The organism is Citrobacter sp. CK202 (genome assembly GCF_030333225.1).
Lineage (GTDB): Bacteria > Pseudomonadota > Gammaproteobacteria > Enterobacterales > Enterobacteriaceae > Citrobacter_B > Citrobacter_B koseri.
In genome coordinates this window covers 443,880-460,808 of record NZ_JAOWGI010000029.1, presented here as the reverse complement: position 1 = coordinate 460,808, position 16,929 = coordinate 443,880, and the positions used below count along the sequence as shown (strand labels likewise).

General features: G+C 51.4%; 16 protein-coding genes and 1 tRNA gene. 11 read left to right on the top strand and 6 right to left on the bottom strand.

What is annotated here, in order from left to right; all coding sequences use genetic code 11:
- Positions 1 to 679 precede the first annotated feature (679 nt).
- Positions 680 to 1,381: a helix-turn-helix transcriptional regulator gene (locus OGX84_RS21975; RefSeq protein WP_024130913.1), complete on the top strand. Its 702-nt coding sequence runs from the start codon at positions 680 to 682 to the stop codon at positions 1,379 to 1,381.
- A 32-nt stretch (positions 1,382 to 1,413) separates the two neighbouring features.
- On the opposite strand, the gene rcnR is transcribed toward OGX84_RS21975, so the two are convergent.
- Complete coding sequence (rcnR, locus tag OGX84_RS21970; RefSeq protein WP_012134972.1) at positions 1,414 to 1,686, bottom strand: Ni(II)/Co(II)-binding transcriptional repressor RcnR; 273 nt, start codon at positions 1,684 to 1,686, stop codon at positions 1,414 to 1,416.
- 120 nt (positions 1,687 to 1,806) lie between these two features.
- Here rcnR and OGX84_RS21965 point away from each other — a divergent pair, with 120 nt between their 5' ends.
- The 6 genes from OGX84_RS21965 (at position 1,807) to OGX84_RS21940 (ending at position 9,622) form a co-directional block, all read left to right on the top strand.
- Positions 1,807 to 2,667: a nickel/cobalt efflux protein RcnA gene (locus OGX84_RS21965; RefSeq protein WP_115181196.1), complete on the top strand. Its 861-nt coding sequence runs from the start codon at positions 1,807 to 1,809 to the stop codon at positions 2,665 to 2,667.
- A 982-nt stretch (positions 2,668 to 3,649) separates the two neighbouring features.
- Positions 3,650 to 4,183, top strand: a complete 534-nt coding sequence (locus OGX84_RS21960; RefSeq protein WP_012134978.1) for a fimbrial protein — start codon at positions 3,650 to 3,652, stop codon at positions 4,181 to 4,183.
- 52 nt (positions 4,184 to 4,235) lie between these two features.
- The gene (locus tag OGX84_RS21955; RefSeq protein WP_199971858.1) at positions 4,236 to 4,985 is read left to right on the top strand and encodes a fimbria/pilus periplasmic chaperone; all 750 of its coding nucleotides are present in this window, start codon (positions 4,236 to 4,238) and stop codon (positions 4,983 to 4,985) included.
- Complete coding sequence (locus OGX84_RS21950; protein ID WP_286458403.1) at positions 4,966 to 7,533, top strand: fimbrial outer membrane usher protein; 2,568 nt, start codon at positions 4,966 to 4,968, stop codon at positions 7,531 to 7,533. The genes OGX84_RS21955 and OGX84_RS21950 overlap by 20 nt, the downstream gene beginning before the upstream one ends.
- A 3-nt stretch (positions 7,534 to 7,536) precedes the next feature.
- Complete coding sequence (stbD, locus tag OGX84_RS21945) at positions 7,537 to 8,874, top strand: fimbrial usher protein StbD (protein WP_112001581.1); 1,338 nt, start codon at positions 7,537 to 7,539, stop codon at positions 8,872 to 8,874.
- Positions 8,840 to 9,622, top strand: a complete 783-nt coding sequence (locus tag OGX84_RS21940; protein WP_112001580.1) for a fimbria/pilus periplasmic chaperone — start codon at positions 8,840 to 8,842, stop codon at positions 9,620 to 9,622. Before stbD ends, OGX84_RS21940 begins: the two co-directional genes overlap by 35 nt.
- A 13-nt stretch (positions 9,623 to 9,635) precedes the next feature.
- Here the strand turns inward: OGX84_RS21940 and OGX84_RS21935 are convergent, their stop codons facing one another.
- The 3 genes from OGX84_RS21935 to OGX84_RS21925 form a co-directional block, all read right to left on the bottom strand.
- On the bottom strand, positions 9,636 to 9,908 hold the full coding sequence (locus OGX84_RS21935) for a GNAT family N-acetyltransferase (protein WP_058669118.1): 273 nt from the start codon (positions 9,906 to 9,908) through the stop codon (positions 9,636 to 9,638).
- 11 nt (positions 9,909 to 9,919) lie between these two features.
- Positions 9,920 to 10,150, bottom strand: a complete 231-nt coding sequence (gene yjdI, locus OGX84_RS21930; RefSeq protein WP_047461459.1) for a 4Fe-4S mono-cluster protein YjdI — start codon at positions 10,148 to 10,150, stop codon at positions 9,920 to 9,922.
- Positions 10,151 to 10,271: 121 nt separating this feature from the next.
- Positions 10,272 to 11,825, bottom strand: a complete 1,554-nt coding sequence (locus tag OGX84_RS21925; RefSeq protein WP_058668056.1) for an L-lactate permease — start codon at positions 11,823 to 11,825, stop codon at positions 10,272 to 10,274.
- 492 nt (positions 11,826 to 12,317) lie between these two features.
- Between OGX84_RS21925 and OGX84_RS21920 the strand changes: the two genes are divergently transcribed.
- From OGX84_RS21920 to OGX84_RS21910, 3 genes are read left to right on the top strand one after another with little or no spacing between them, the layout of a single operon-like run.
- Positions 12,318 to 13,037 (top strand): (Fe-S)-binding protein, encoded by a 720-nt coding sequence (locus OGX84_RS21920; protein ID WP_024130919.1) that lies wholly within the window; start codon positions 12,318 to 12,320, stop codon positions 13,035 to 13,037.
- Between the two features lie 10 nt (positions 13,038 to 13,047).
- Complete coding sequence (locus tag OGX84_RS21915; RefSeq protein ID WP_112001579.1) at positions 13,048 to 14,475, top strand: LutB/LldF family L-lactate oxidation iron-sulfur protein; 1,428 nt, start codon at positions 13,048 to 13,050, stop codon at positions 14,473 to 14,475.
- A complete protein-coding gene (locus OGX84_RS21910; RefSeq protein WP_012134990.1) occupies positions 14,468 to 15,163 on the top strand; it encodes a LutC/YkgG family protein in 696 nt (231 codons plus the stop codon). The genes OGX84_RS21915 and OGX84_RS21910 overlap by 8 nt, the downstream gene beginning before the upstream one ends.
- Before the next feature lie 96 nt (positions 15,164 to 15,259).
- On the opposite strand, the gene OGX84_RS21905 is transcribed toward OGX84_RS21910, so the two are convergent.
- Both OGX84_RS21905 and actS read right to left on the bottom strand, forming a co-directional pair.
- Positions 15,260 to 15,333 (bottom strand) — tRNA-Gly (locus tag OGX84_RS21905).
- Positions 15,334 to 15,412: 79 nt separating this feature from the next.
- Entirely contained in the window at positions 15,413 to 16,159 is a 747-nt protein-coding gene (actS, locus tag OGX84_RS21900; protein WP_058668057.1) for an amidase activator ActS, read from the bottom strand.
- A 200-nt stretch (positions 16,160 to 16,359) separates the two neighbouring features.
- Here actS and idi point away from each other — a divergent pair, with 200 nt between their 5' ends.
- Entirely contained in the window at positions 16,360 to 16,905 is a 546-nt protein-coding gene (gene idi, locus OGX84_RS21895; RefSeq protein ID WP_112001578.1) for an isopentenyl-diphosphate Delta-isomerase, read from the top strand.
- The last annotated feature ends 24 nt before the right edge of the window (positions 16,906 to 16,929 follow it).

Genomic DNA, 16,929 nt, shown 5'->3' with positions numbered 1-16,929 from the left:
GATAACGCCCGATTTCCAGGGTGAAAGTCAACCAGGTTATTAATTGTGTAACATCTGGCGTGTTTTAACAAATCCGACACAGTATTCCTTCTGGCATTCACATGATGAATGCCATGCTACAAAATTCTTATATCGAGATCACTATAAATATTTGATTATGCGATTACTGTCAAACGCCAGTGGTAAAATTACTTACAAATCAAAAACCTTAAGTCAAAAAAGATCATTTGTTCTTAATTAAGACTATTTTTAAAGCATTTTCATGCTCTCCTGATATTATTACGATAAGCTTAAAAAGCACACAAACACATAATTTATTAATTATGAAAAACAATAGCAATTTTACAATTAAGATACAAAAATTAACATTGATGCAACTTTTGTCCATAAATGCCATTTAACAAAATATCTTAAACATTTTTGCAATATAACTATTCCTGGATTTTGCTATAAAAGTCCTGGATGCTAAATTGTTTCTGTCTCTGACGAGATGCCACTCCAGGAAAATAAGTGGCATGTAAATAGCCACTATTATAAATACATCGCAAGGCTTTAAGAAAAATAGCAATAAGTGATATACATCGATTTTTTACGCACGCTAATTGCCGTCTGGCAAAGTATTGACATATTTAAAAACGGATGAAATTATGAAATTATCTACGGATAGGGAGGTTCCTGTATGGAGCTGGATGTTAAATTAAAAAACCTTACGTGCAGTAGTTGTTCTTTACATTGTAAAATAATGCCAGAAAAATCACCTCGTTTACAATATTGTGCTAACGCATGTTTTTGTATGTGGCCGGAAGAAAGTATCTACTTTAACAGAGGTGTTATTGAGGGAATTTTAAATAATAATCATAATGCCCGATTAAATGGTTATATTTTTGTCGATTTCTCTATCAGCTTTTTGCGGCTGTTTCTCGACAAACAGTGGATTGATTATCTCGCCAGCACACGTATGGGTATTGTACTGGTGAGCGATCGGAACATGCAGTCGTTAGCCAACTACTGGCGTAAACATCATCCGGCGGTTTCTGTCGTCATTTATCACGATGATGGACTGGCGGTTGCAAATGAAAAAATCAGACAAGTATTTATTGGGCGACATCTGTCTTTTACAAAAGGGAATACCCTGACCCAGACGGAATTCATCATTATGGGTAACATGGTTGCAGGGAAAAATCCGCATCAAATCGCCGAGTTACTGAGTATGGATATCCGCAGCGTCTATGCTTATAAACAGAGGATCGAGAAAAGAATGGGCGGGAAGATAAACACGCTGTTTATTCATTCGCATCCACTTTCCAATGAAAAAGCCGCATTCCCAATGATCACAAAGGAATGCAAAGGCTCGCTTATTCATCTGCAAAGACGGCGTTAGCATTGAAGACAACAGTCGGGCACCGGTCCCGGCTATTTTATATAGGAATCCAGCACCTTCAGGATCACTTCCAGATCGTCTTCGCGCTTCACTTCATCGCTCTGGTGAACAATGTGTTCGGTCAGATGCCCTTTGATCACCTCACGCATTAATCCGTTCACCGCGCCGCGTATCGCCGCGATTTGCTGCAATACCGCGGCACATTCGTGAGGTTCATCCAGCATTTTTTTCAGTGCGACAACCTGCCCCTGGATTTTACTGGCGCGAGCTTTAAGTTTTTGTTTATCCCGGATCGTATGTGACATAGCAACGCCTTATTAACATAAATCATTATGGATTATAGCATTGTGACGCTACTGGGGGGTAGTATTTGGTACTGGGGGGGAGTAGAATGCGGGGAAATAAGACAACTAAGAATCATTCTCATGGGCGAATTTTCAACATTACTTCAGCAAGGAAACGCCTGGTTTTTCATTCCCAGCGCCATTCTGTTGGGCGTATTACATGGGCTGGAACCCGGGCACTCCAAAACGATGATGGCGGCGTTTATCATCGCCATCAAAGGGACGATTAAGCAGGCTGTGATGCTGGGGCTGGCAGCCACGCTTTCACATACCGCCGTTGTGTGGCTTATCGCCCTGGGTGGCATGTACATCAGCAGAGCGTTTACCGCAGAATCCGTGGAACCCTGGCTACAACTGGTCTCCGCCATCATTATTCTGAGCACGGCGTTCTGGATGTTCTGGCGTACCTGGAAAGGGGAGCGGGACGGGTTGGCTAACAGGCTTCCTGCCCACACTCACCACCATCACGACCATGAGCACCACCATCACGACCACGACCATCACCACGACCACCAGCATGTTCATATTTCCCTGAAGGGGCTAACGGACGGATCGCACGCCTGGCAGGATGCCCATGAACGGGCACATGCGACCGATATTCAGCGCCGCTTTCACGACCAGGAAGTGACAAACGGACAGATTTTACTGTTTGGCCTGACGGGCGGCCTGATTCCTTGCCCGGCAGCCATCACCGTATTGCTGATCTGCATCCAGCTTAAAGCCTTCACGCTGGGAGCCACGATGGTACTGTGCTTCAGCATTGGTCTGGCGTTAACGCTGGTAGCCGTTGGCGTAGGCGCAGCCATCAGCGTGCAACAGGCCGCAAAACGCTGGAACGGATTTAATACCCTGGCGAGAAAAGCCCCCTATTTCTCCAGCATACTGATCGGTCTGGTGGGGCTTTATATGGGAATGCATGGTTATCTGGGCATTATCCACTAATTGTTCCCCGCCTGTTTCCACAAACGTGCAGCGACCCGGGCGCTGCACGTCCGTTCATATCAATTTTTCGCAAGCCATGAGCAGACCGTAGACGAGCGGTAAGCCGCTCTGATGAGTGAGGCGCATTAACAAATCTTTCCAGAAAGTCGCCTGGCCGTATAATTCGATGCTATTACCCGGCGCGTATTGCAGTTCCGCGCTTTTGCGACAAGCGCGCAGGCATTGCGGATTTATTGCGGAAAAATTGTTCTCTCCCACGCTCAGCATCGGCATAATTCCGCGCAGAAAACACGCTTTATGCGAACAAAACGCACTATATCAACTGGCAACTTAAATACGATTGCATCAATTGTTGATCTTAATCAAATGGGGTTTATTGGAAACTAAGCCTTTTAAGCTCCAAAAGATCCAACAAAATAAAATAAAATTCCTAAAGTAAAGAGTACGCACCTAATAGTCAGCAACAGAAACAGTATAGTGATGCTGATGATTATTATAAAACCGGTATCTATTTACATCACACATTCAATTAATTAACACACCGACATGGAACGACCTTACGGCTAAATCATTAATACCAATAAAGCGAATATCTAATTATCTTAATATCGACGCAACCGATCTATTTCCAGTTTTTAATAGCCACCACCTATTACAAAAGATTTATTCGGATGTTTTAAACGATTTTCATATTTAAGATTACTGTCGTTAAAATTCAGGCATAAGAAAAAAGATATATTTTCAGATGGGATATTTGTCGCCTGGGACGCATTGCTGAATAAAAACTGAGAAGGCGCGTTCAGCAGCACATTTTTCTATTTCAACGCCTCAACACCAGGATTAATACCAATATTTTCGCCAACACTGACTTAATACAGCAACATTCCAGCACAGTGCCATTTTTATGAATGTCCCTGAGCATTGGGAACACCCTGAATTCTCAGGGTAAATCAACACGACTGAATGAAAATGGAGTTTAGTTATGAAACTGAATCGTGCCCTAATTCCGGCGCTGGTGATCTCCGCGATCTATTCTGCGGGCGCGCTGGCTTCTGATAATACCATTACATTTATGGGAGAAGTTTCTGATGAAACCTGTTCCGTATCGGTAAATGGTTCTGAGGCCTCACCTGTCGTCTTACTGCCTACCGTCACGGTAAACACCTTGAACACCAATCAGGTTGCAGGACAAACGACCTTCGACATCGGCGTCAGCGGATGCACCGGCTCAGCCTCCGGGATCAATATTTCAACCGTCTTCGTCGGAAATAACATCAGCGCCACGACCGGAAACCTGGCCAGCAATGGCTCGGCGAGCGATGTTGAAATTCAGATCCTCGACACCAGTGATACAGAGATCGATTTTCGCAACGCGTTTAATGGCGGCGGAGATTTAGCGCTGGCGGCAAATGAGACATCAGCCACGGCAACCTACAAGGCCCAATATTACTCAGGGGGCGCAGCAACCACCGGTACGGTGCAGGCCTCCATGCAATACGCGGTTTCTTACCAGTAATTTAACCCAGGCGGGAATTTCGTCCCGCCCTCTTTCGACCAGGGAGTAATAAATGAACCCCATTCGCGACGCCCTGTATTCTCTCGCGGGGTTTCTGTTTATCTTTTTTACACTCTGGAGTGAACACGTCGCCGCCAGTATTACCATGACCGGGACGCGAATTATTTATAATGGTTCAGCCAACTCTGTCGATGTTCATTTAAAGAATAAAGATTCCTTCCCTTATGTGGTCTCAACCTGGTTCGATAACGGCAATATGGCAGACGGGCCGGAGAAATCAGCTCAACTTCCCTTTATCGCCACGCCGCCGGTATTTCGTATTCAACCCGGCGAAGGGCAAATTATTCGGATTGTTTTTACGGCGGCCCAGTCCCTGCCACAAGACAGGGAATCTCTGTTCTATTTTAATTTTATGCAGGTTCCGCCCGCGAATGTGGGCCAACGTAGCCCGGATCAGGGCAATCAAAACAGCCTGCTGATCATGCTACGCAACCGGGTGAAATTATTTTATCGTCCGGCTGAATTAAACGGTAATCCACAAAAAATGCTGGCGAACCTTCAGGTCACGCGGACAGGTCAAACCGGCATCACCATTAAAAATAATCAGCCTTATTACATCACCATTGCCGGGCTACAGTTGATCAATGCCTCAGAAACCCGCGCCCAAAAAGCAGGCATGATTGCCCCTTTCAGCAGTGAGCGTTATGTCTTTACCGACGCCCGATCGGCTGCAAATCAGCGTGTTCGCATCACGTTGATTAACGATCAGGGAGCCAGAATCAGTGAAGATTTTCCTCTTTAATCGCCCGGCGTGTTTCGGCCTGATGGTATGCGTTACGGCATTTTCCGCTGCGGCCAGGGCTGATTACTATTTTGATCCCGCGCTGCTCCAGGGGTCCGCATACGGTCATGGTCTGGATCTCCAGCGCTTTAATCATACCCAAGACAGTGTGCCTGCGGGTGAATGCGTGCTGGATATTTATCTTAATAACCAGTTGATTCGCCAGCAGGAAAAGATCGAACTTATCGCATCCACCACGCCGGATAACGCCGTCGAACCCTGTCTGCCGTTTGAGGTGGTTCGCGCCAGCGCGATTCGCACGCGCTCCTCTGCGGCGTCTTCAACGCCGCACTGTCTGCGCATCAGCGAGACCGGGCAAAAAATCAGTTGGCAAGTGGATATAGCGAAGCTGCGCCTGAATATGATGATTCCTCAGGCCGGGCTTTACCACGCTCCCCGGGGGTATATTCCCGTTTCCGAATGGGACGCCGGAGAGACCGCGCTGTTTTTGCGCCACAATACCAATTTTTATCATACGGAAAATACAGACTCACACCTGCGCTACGACTACCTGTGGAGCAATATCAATGGCGGTTTCAACATCGGGCTGTGGCAATTTCGCCATCAGGGGAACCTCCGCTATGCCGATGACAACCAGACGGGTAGCCACTACAAATACAATGCGGTAGCGACTGCGATTCAGCGCCCTCTTCCTCAGTTTGAGAGCGTGATAGCGTTTGGGGACAATTACACCAACAGCAGCCTGTTCGGCAGCCTCTCATTCAACGGCATAAAACTGAACACCGATCAACGGATGTGGCCGCAGGGCAAACGCGGTTATGCGCCGGAAGTGCGCGGCGTGGCGACCACAACCGCCCGCGTGGTGGTACGCCAGCAGGGTAAAGTGATTTACGAAACCACCGTCGCGCCCGGCGCTTTTGTTATTAACGATCTCTACAATACCCGTGGCCAGGGCGATCTGGCCGTCGATGTCATCGAAGCGAACGGGCAAATCTCAAGTTTTACCGTTCCCTACTCGGCGGTTCCTGATTCCGTTCGACCGGGAAACTGGAACTATGAGCTGGCAATGGGCTACGTTCGCCACTACTACAGCGTGGAGAATAAATTTGTCGAAGGCGTTTTGCAGCGCGGGATGAGCAACACGCTAACCGCCAATTTGGGTTCACGGCTGGCCGATGATTATCAGGCGTTTCTGCTGGGCGGGGTGATGGCAACATCCGTCGGAGCATTCGGCCTCAATACCGTTTACTCAAACGCCAGAGTCGAAAACGACGATAACGAGCAGGGCTGGCGCATTGAGGCCAGCTACAGCAAAACGTTTACCACCGGCACAAATCTGGTGTTGGCGGCCTATCGTTACTCCACCAGCGGTTATCGTGATTTACAGGATGTGCTGGGCGTGCGCCGTCAGCAGAAAAACAGCGTGGCGTATTATTCGGATACGCTGCACCAGCGTAATAACTTTTCCGCTACGCTCAGCCAGCCGATGGGCGACTGGGGCATGGTTAGCTTCACCGGCAGTACGTCAGATTACTACAGCGACGCGTCGCGCATCACCCAACTCCAGTTTGGCTACAGCAACAGCTGGCGCAACATCACCTTTAATCTTAGCGCCGCCAGGCAGCGCAGCAGTTATGCCAGCCGCTACGACACCAGCGTAAACGACCAGGATTTTGACCGCGAAAACCAGCGTAAATACACCGAAAACACGCTTTCACTGGGGATCTCCATCCCCTTCGATGTTGGCGCCAGCCGCACGCAGCTAAATCTGGATATGAATCGCAGCCGCGACGTTCGCACCGCCACGGTGGGGATAAGCGGTGCCACGGGCGAGAACAGCGCCACATCATGGGCCGTTTATAGCGGCCTGGAGCGAGATAAGCACGACGGCAGCAGCGCAACCTGGGGCGGCAACGTGGAGCAACGAACCGCCGTCGGCGCGTTTCGCGGCTTTGCCTCCCGCGGCAGCGATTACCAGCAATATGGTCTGGGGATGTCCGGCACGCTGGTTGCGCACCGCGGCGGGATCACCGCTGGCCCCTACACCAGCGATACATTTGCGCTTATCGAAGCGCCAGGCGCACGCGGCGCGGCGGTACGTAACGGGCAAGGCGCAACGGTTGATTATTTCGGCTATGCCCTGCTCCCTTCCATGACCCCCTATCGCTATAACACCGTAAGCCTGGACAGCGGAAACATGAATGCCGAAGTTGAGCTACAGAGCGGCAGCAAGCGCATCGTGCCCTACGCCGGCGCGATTTCCCGCGTGAAATTCACGACCACCAGCGGTAAAGCGGCGCTCATCAACACAACGCTTCCCGATGGCGAGCAGCCGCCGATGGGCGCTGACGTGACGGACGGCCACGGCGAATCCGTGGGAATGGTCGGCCAGGGCGGGCAAATTTACGCCCGACTGGCGGAACAATCCGGCGTGCTGTTCGTACAGTGGGGGCAAAAATCCACGCAGCGGTGCCAGGTCTGGTATCAACTACCGGCTAAAACGCATGCGCCGCTGTATCAGCTCACACTACCTTGTCGTCAGGAATAACGTATGAAAATCAGACAGCTCTTTTACGGCCTGTTATTCAGCGGCATGGTTGCGCATCCTGCCCTGTCCGCCTGCATCAAAGTCACGTCAGCCAGCCCCCTTTCTCAGGCGGCGAAAGACGCAGGCTATGTGGGCGCCAGTTGGGGCGGCGTGGGGGATGGCGATGTAAAAGGGAAACTAGGCTTGCCCGGCGTCATTACCTTAAGCAACGGGACGGGATTTCAGAGCGAAGGCACGTTGCTGGGCAGCGCCGCTGCCAGTTTCGTCCCCAACGGACGAACGCAGGGCGTCACGGCCAATCAGATTATGTTTCGCTGTACCGTTTCCGAAATCGGCCAGGTATATGAATACTATGCCACCAACGGCGACGATTACTGGGGAGGCATGGTCGACGTACCGGGAATCGACGGCGCTTACTACACCTACGTTAAAAACGTGGCGGTCAGGCTGACCAATCTAAAAACCGGAGAATATTACTCCCGTTACTGGAAAGCGCGCGCAATCCCGGAAAGTGAAATGTTCAATGACGGCACCTATATCTACGTCCCAGCCAGCGCCTTTAGCGACGTATTTGTTGAACTGTTTCGGGTTGATGACAGCGCCAGAGGCGTTGATGGTTCCAACCGTTATACCTATCCCTACGCGGGACCGGCAGGCTATATCGCTTTCCACGGCGGCGGCATGAGTTCAGGGCTTTTCGAGGGCGCTGACAGCCGAACTAACTATAGCGGCTGGGGCGCGGCGCAGTGGCCCGGCGGCTGGACGTTAACCAGCCAGACCGTGTTCGTGCGCGGCGCCGCCTGCCGGGTCAACGACTACCCCGCCATTGTCAGGTTACCGCCAGCCAGCGTTGGCGAACTCATCAGCGGCGGCAGCAGTCAGGCTCCTTTTAGCATTAGCGTTGAATGCGAAACCGGGGCGTTGTCCGGCACGACGGCGTCCACCAGCTTAAGAGCATATGTGGCGATGGGATTCCTGGTCAGCAATCCCACCGCAGCCAATGCGGCCTCTCAGTTGGGCCTCAAGACCGGCTCCGGCGCCTATACATGGCTACTCGACAATCATTATGGCGTAAACGGCGTTGCATCAGGCGTTGGCATTCGCCTCTACAGCGACAAGCAAAATGGCAATGCGCTGAATCTTCTGCCCAACCAAATAGCCACAGCCACGGGCAACGCGGGCGGCTGGTACGGCTATCAGGATCTGACCACGCAAACCGCCAGCGGCTCAACCAGCCTCTACAGCGGCGACTTTACCGCCTCTCTGGAAGCGATTCCGGGGGAAAACGTAACAGCAGGAACGGTCTATGCACAGCTCCAGGTGGTGGTCAGTTTTCAGTAACTGGCCCACATACACGCTTCTTATCGTCTGGACAGGATGGACGGCGCCCCCCGCACGGGCCGTGGTCAATACGGAAGTGACTCGCGTTATTTTTAACGCCGGAGAGAGCCATTATTCGCTGGCGCTGGCAAATTCAGCGCAGCACCCTGCCCTGGTTCAAATCTGGACGGATGAAGGCGATCCGCTGAGTCAGCCTGCTGAGACCATCACGCCCATCGTCGCGATACCGCCCGTATTCAAAATGCAGCCGACGGAAATTCGGACGGTAAAGTTACAGCTCGCAGAGAAGCCTGAGTTAGTGCGCGAGCGGGAGTCGCTTTACTGGCTGAATATCTACCAGATCCCGCCGATGACCGATCAGGATGCGAAAACGCGGCAAAAACTCGTGCTGCCGCTGCGCATCCGCATGAAAGTGTTTATTCGTCCACAGGGCGTTGGGCCATTGAGAGAACAGGATGGCGAACGGCTGACCTTCACATTCCAGCCGCAGGAGGCGCAGCTTTATGTTAATAACCCGACGCCGTGGTACATCACGCTGGCAGCGCTGGCGTGCGACAACACCAGCGCAACGCCGCTGATGATCGCTCCGCTGTCTTCACAACCGCTAGCGTTATCCGGGAAGGCAGGACATTGTCGTACCGTCAGGTACGAGCTTATCAACGACCACGGTAATCGCTGGGTTTATGAGAAACCGATAATAAACAGCGGAGCGCCGGAAAATACCGTGGGCAGAAACCCACGTCGATGACCGGTAAAACGCATCAGGCGCGGATATCGTCATACTCGCGCGTTTTATCAAACTCATGTTTGGCGAAAGGACAAAGCGGAATAACCTTGCGGTTCTCCTCGCGCATCTTTTCAACCACCTTCGCGACAAGCTGTTTACCGACGCCCTGCCCCTTCAGGCTGGGATCGACATCCGTATGCTCAATAATGCTCAGATGCTCGCCCGTCGGTACAAATACGATTTCGGCGACCTGATTACCCGCAGCATCATTCACATAAAATTTGTTGTGGCCTTCGAGTATCTCCATCATTTCCTCACTTATTTCTGGCGGTATTTCAGCGCGCCGCTCGGACAGGTATCAATAACACGCACAACCGTTGCCACATCCACTTCATCCGGGATGATCCACGGCTTACGTTTCAGATTAAAGAGCTTCGCGCTACCGCGCACGCAATTACCCGAGTGCTGACAAATGGCCGTATTGAAATAGACATCGATTTTCTCGCCGGTATAGGCCCGGTAACCCGCATCCAGTAGTTCCTGATCCATGACATTGCCTCTGTAATTGTTATGTTTTCGCTAGTAAGCATAGCCCCGTCAAAGTGGCGTGGCTACAGGAAAACAGAGGCATTTGCCAGTTGATGAAAAGTCGTCGTTGCGCAAAATAACGTTAAGTCATAAACCAGTAATAAAAGAGACCAACTTTTAATCCAAGGATCACAATATAGGCACAGCAGTACTTCATGGTGCCGGACATTATCTGATTCGCCTGTCCTTCCATTTTGGTTGCCGAAACCGCAATGGCGATACTTTGCGGTGAAATCATTTTCCCGCCCGTTGCGCCGGAGGTATTTGCCGCAGCCAGCCAGTTTGGATCAATATTTAATTTACTGGCGGCAATGGTTTGTAGTTTGCCAAACAGAATATTCGAGTTGGTGTCGCTGCCGGTAACAAACGTTCCCAGCGCACCAATCACCGGAGCGAGAAAAACGTACGAGCTTCCGGTCAGATCGACAATCGACTGGGCCAGCGTGGAGATAATACCGCTGAGATCCATTACCGTTGCCAGAGCGACGATCGCCATAATCGCAACAATGGAATTTTTAAGCTGGAATACGGTTTTGACAAACACTTCCAGCATACCGCGTGCTGATGCCCCCTGAATAAAACCGCCAATAATGGTCGCAAAGATAATCAACATTCCGGGCGTGGTGACCCATTCAACTTTCAGCGCCAGCGTTTTGCCATCGGCCAGCGTAAAATGCAGCACCGAAGCCAACTGAGAAGCCGCCGCTTTTATCGTTGGGAATAACGGCGAGCACAGCAGAATAAAGACAAAAATAAACAGATAGATAGAACCGACCCGGAACAGCACTTTCGCCGAGCGCGGCGTCGTTTCACGGGTGTGGCTGACTTCAATGCGCCACTCGGGATCTGTTTTCCCTTTGCGCAGGCGGCTGGCAATTGCGACGGCAAAAAGACTGACCAGGCTGCCGGCAAAAGCGGGTAATTCTGCCCCGAGATGTATGGCGACAAAATACTGCGGAACAAGCGTTGTGATACCGCAAAGCAGCGTAATAAGGAACACGCCGCGAATGGCTTTCAGGCCACCGCCAATAATGCAAATTATGACAAACGGCAGCAGGATATTAAAAAGGGCTAATTGCAGAATAATCGTTCCGCCTAAGGTGTAAACCGGCAGATTAACCTGTTCAGCCAGGATAGAGACCGGAATACCAACCGCCCCGAACGCCGTGGGTACGGTGTTGGCCACAAGTGAAGCAATTGCTGCCTTCAGTGGGTTGAATCCCAGCGCGATGAGAATACCGATAGGTATCGCGACCGCCGTACCGTACCCGGCAGCCGCTTCAAGGAATCCACCGAAACACCACGAAATCAGCAGTACCTGAATACGCTTATCTTCGCTAATACTGGCGAGAATATCGCGGAGAATATCCAGCGCTTTGGTCGCCTGCATGACGTTATAACTGAATATAGCGCCGAGGATCACAATCACGATCGGCCATAATCCTTTCAGTGCGCCATAACCCATCGAGGCTTTAAGATTTTGTACTGGCATGTCCCAGAATATTGCAGACAGCGCGGCAGTGAATGCCAGCGAAATCAAAACTGAATAATGGATGGGCATTTTCAATTTCAGAATTAAAAATACCATAAGCAGCAAAGGAGAGAGTGCCAGGGCAAACATAAAATATTCGTTCATTACTATTCCTGATTGGTTCATTAAACCTGATTTATATTTATGGTGGGGAGGCTACATTGCTGGTCAAATGAAATATGTAAACTGAATCGCTTCAGTGAATAAAGTAATTATGATTTGTAGTTTTGTAACTATTGTAATCTTTTAATTAAAATTCAATGCCAGGCAAATATACTTAAGAGCAAGACAGATACCTATAAATAGTTATTTAACAACCTGTTTAATAATGATAGTGACGAAATTAGTAATCACTTGAAACTATTTTTCGGACGTTCACATCGCTGTGGTTTTCATTATAAAAATGTGAGCGATGCCGAAATAAATAAACCCGGGTATTGCATATGGGTATTGATTGGTGGATTATTCTATTTTGTCATACAAATGAACGTGGAGTAGGATAAACCGAAAAACAATGGTCGTTTTTATTATTGATTTATGACCCGGTGGCCGGTTGCCATCGGGGCTAAATAGAAGTGAAGCAATGGAGCATTGATTGTGAATGTAAATTTCTTTGTTACCTGTATTGGTGACGCGCTGAAATCACGGATGGCCCGAGACTCCGTATTGCTGCTGGAAAAACTGGGCTGCCGCGTTAATTTCCCTGAGAAGCAAGGGTGTTGCGGCCAGCCAGCCATCAACAGCGGCTACATCAAAGAAGCGATCCCGGGGATGAAAAACCTGATCGCAGCGCTGGAAGACAACGACGACCCGATTATCTCTCCTGCTGGCTCCTGTACCTACGCGGTAAAAAGCTACCCAACATATCTGGTCGATGAGCCTGAATGGGCGTTACGTGCGGAAAAGGTCGCCGCGCGCATGCAGGATCTCACCTCCTTTATCGTTAATAAACTGGGTGTGGTGGATGTGGGAGCCAGCCTTCAGGGCAGAGCTGTCTATCACCCATCCTGTAGCCTGACCCGCAAGCTGGGAGTGAAGGAAGAACCGCTCACGCTACTGAAAAATGTGCGCGGGCTGGAGCTGTTGACGTTTGCCGATCAGGATACCTGCTGCGGATTTGGCGGGACGTTCTCGGTCAAAATGGCCGAAATATCCGGCGAGATGGTGAAAGAGAAAGTCTTACACCTGATGGATGCCCGGCCTGAATATTTGATTGGCGCAGACGTCAGTTGCCTGCTGAACATTGGCGGTCGACTGCAACGGGAAGGCCAGCCGGTCAAAGTGATGCATATTGCTGAAGTGCTGATGAGCCGCTGAGGGGAAAGAGATGTCGATAAAAACCAGCGATGTAGAATTTAAACTGCGCATTCGTCAGCAAATTGAAGATCCGATCATGCGCAAAGCCGTGGCCAATGCGCAGGAGCGTATCGGCGCGAATCGGCAAAAAATGGTCGATGAGTTAGGGCACTGGGACGAATGGCGTGACCGTGCCAGCCAGATCCGCGATCACGTTCTGAGCAATCTCGACGCTTACCTGTATCAACTCACCGAGAAAGTGACGGAAAACGGCGGGCACGTCTATTTCGCCAAAACCAAAGAAGAAGCCACCCGCTACATTTTACAGGTCGCCCAAAGTAAAAACGCGCGCAAGGTAGTGAAGTCCAAGTCGATGGTGACCGAAGAGATTGGCGTCAATCATGTGTTGCAGGATGCCGGAATTCAGGTGATCGAAACCGATCTGGGCGAGTATATTCTCCAGTTGGATCAGGACCCGCCTTCACACGTTGTGGTTCCGGCAATCCATAAGGATCGCTATCAGATCCGCCGCGTGTTGCATGAACGTCTGGGCTATAACGGCCCGGAAACGCCAGAAGCAATGACCTTATTCATCCGCCAGAAGATCCGCGAGGATTTCCTCAGCGCTGAAATCGGTATTACCGGCTGCAATTTCGCCGTGGCGGAAACCGGTTCGGTGTGCCTGGTGACCAACGAAGGCAATGCGCGGATGTGTACCACGCTGCCGAAAACGCACATTGCGGTGATGGGGATGGAGCGTATCGCCCCCACCTTTGCCGACGTGGACGTACTGATCACTATGCTGGCGCGCAGCGCCGTTGGCGCACGTTTGACGGGTTACAACACCTGGCTGACCGGCCCACGCGAGGCGGGCCACGTTGACGGGCCGGAAGAGTTCCATCTGGTTATCGTGGATAACGGGCGCTCCCAGGTACTCGGTTCTGAATTTCGCGACGTGCTGCGCTGCATTCGCTGCGGAGCCTGTATGAACACCTGCCCGGCATACCGCCACATTGGTGGACACGGCTATGGCTCTATCTATCCCGGCCCTATCGGCGCGGTGATTTCCCCGCTGCTCGGCGGTTATAAGGATTTTAAAGATCTGCCGTATGCCTGTTCATTATGCACGGCCTGCGACAGCGTCTGCCCGGTGCGCATTCCGCTGTCAAAACTGATCCTGCGCCATCGCCGAGTGATGGCCGAAGAGGGCATTACCCCGAAAGCCGAGCGACGGGCGATCAAAATGTTCGCTTATGCCAATAGCCATCCTGGGCTGTGGAAAGTCGGGATGATGGCGGGCGCCCATGCGGCAAGCTGGTTTATTAATGGCGGTAAAACGCCGCTTAAAGTCGGCGCTATTGGTGACTGGATGGAGGCGCGAGATCTCCCTGATGCTGACGGAGAGAGTTTCCGTAGCTGGTTTAAGAAACATCAGGCAGAGGAGAAAAAGAATGGATAACCGTAGCGCGTTTTTAAACACTATCGCCCAGGCGCTGGGCCGCCCGCTGCGATTCGAACCGCAGGCAGATACGCTGCCGGTTAACAACTATGCGAACGAGCGACTGACCGAACTTAGCCAGCAGCAGCGCTGCGACGCGTTTATCCAGTTTGCGAGCGATGTCATGCTGGTACGCTGCGAACTGACCAGCGAAGCGCAGGCGCCGGAAGCGGCGTTACGCCTGTGTGAAGAACTGGGGCATAAATCGGTGGTGCTCAGCGGCGATAGCCGACTGGTTGAACTGGGCATCACCGAACGCTTGCAACAGGAATGCAACGCCGTGGTCTGGGCCCCGGCCCGGGGAGCAGAAAATGTTACCCAAGCCGAACAAGCGAAAGTCGGCGTAGTGTATGCCGAATATGGCTTAACGGAATCGGGCGGTGTGGTGCTGTTTTCCGCGCCTGAGCGCGGGCGTTCATTAAGCCTGCTGCCGGAGTCCTCGATTTTCGTGCTACGCAAGAGCACCATTCTGCCGCGCGTGGCACAACTGGCGGAAAAACTGCATCAGAAATCGCAGGCCGGTGAACGCATGCCATCGTGTATTAACATCATCAGTGGACCCAGCTCAACGGCGGATATCGAACTGATCAAGGTGGTCGGCGTGCATGGCCCGGTTAAGGCGGTATATCTGATTATTGAAGATTGTTGATACGACTGTTAATGACCGCACTACTGGCACGGACGCCATAATAGCGGGCAGTTAATCCTGTTGGGAGTTGAATGCGGAGTTCAGGAAACTTGAAGCTGGAGCGGGCGAAGGGAATCGAACCCTCGTATAGAGCTTGGGAAGCTCTCGTTCTACCATTGAACTACGCCCGCTTCGAGATGCGTAAGGCATTATAAACCTTACGCTCTTATTGACAAGGTGCTTGCTCACTGACTGGCGATTAATTCACCGTCAGCATTTTGGTTTGCTCCCCTGCGGCGGTAAATAACGCAGCGGATCAATCGCTGTTGCGCGGTAGCGAATCTGGAAGTGCAATCGAACGGAATCCGCATCAGTGCTCCCCATTGTGGCAATTTTCTGCCCGGCTTTCACGCTCTGCCCGTTGTTAACTAACAGCGTGTCGTTGTGAGCATAAGCGGTGATGTAATCCTCATTATGTTTAATCATGATGAGGTTCCCGTAACCGCGTAACTGGTTGCCGACATAGACCACCTTCCCTGCCCCTGCCGCATAAATCGGCGTGCCGCGCGCGGCGGAAATATCAATGCCTTTGTTGCCGCCTTCCGCCGTTGAATAAGGCAAAATGACTTTGCCGCTGGCAGGCCAGCGCCAGCAACGTTGCCCTACCGGAGGCCAGGAAGATTGCGGCACAGAAGAGGACGGTCTGACTGCCGCCGTTTTCGTAGAGGATTTCGCCGTGGTCGCACGCGATGAACCGGAACGCTTCGCCCCGCCGCCCAGTTTCAGTTTTTGCCCGACCTCAATGGTGTAAGGCGGGGAAATACCGTTCAGGCGGGCAAGTTCTTTCACGCTGGTTCCCGTCGTGCGCGAAATGCGGTAGAGCGTATCTCCCCGCTTAACGGTATAGACGGAACCCGAATCAGAAGATTGATTGCTGGAGCAGCCCGCTAAAAGCAAGCCTGCACAAAGCAGCATCACAATACTCAGGCTCTTGTTGTTCAGGCGTCCTGCACTCAAAACTATTCCTCGCAACATTTCAAACGCCTTATCATAGCAGCCAAAAGCCAGATGCCCAATGTATTGCCATCGACGTCACGATATCTCCTTCTTGCCACCGCTACTTTTGGTAATGCCTTTCCACCCTATATAGACTACGCTAGTTGCCAGAGTATATGGCTTGCAGCAGTATGCGGCTATTTTCATATTCAGGAGTTTTTATGACCGGGGAACATGTCATATTGCTGGATGAGCAGGGTAATCCTGACGGCATACTGGAGAAATATGCGGCTCATACCTCTGATACCCTTTTACATCTCGCCTTCTCATGCTGGTTGTTTAACACGCAGGGGCAATTGCTGGTCACTCGCCGCTCACTCAGTAAAAAAGCGTGGCCAGGAGTCTGGACCAACTCAGTATGCGGACACCCACAGCAGGGAGAAAGCACTGAAGCGGCAATTATCCGACGCAGCCGTTTTGAGCTTGGCGTCGAAATTACCAACCTGACGCCCGTCTATCCAGATTTTCGCTATCGGGCAACTGACCCGAATGGCATCGTGGAAAATGAGGTCTGTCCGGTATACGCCGCGCAGGTGACCAGCGCGCTACAGGTAAACCCGGATGAAGTGATGGATTACCAGTGGAGCGGCCTGGAAACCGTACTGCAAGCATTGAGCGCGGCGCCGTGGGCGTTCAGTCCGTGGATGGTGTTGCAGACGTCTGACGACAAGGCGCGTGAGTTGTTGCGGGAGTACAGCCAGGGTTAATTTACTGGCTTTGTGCCCGGTGGC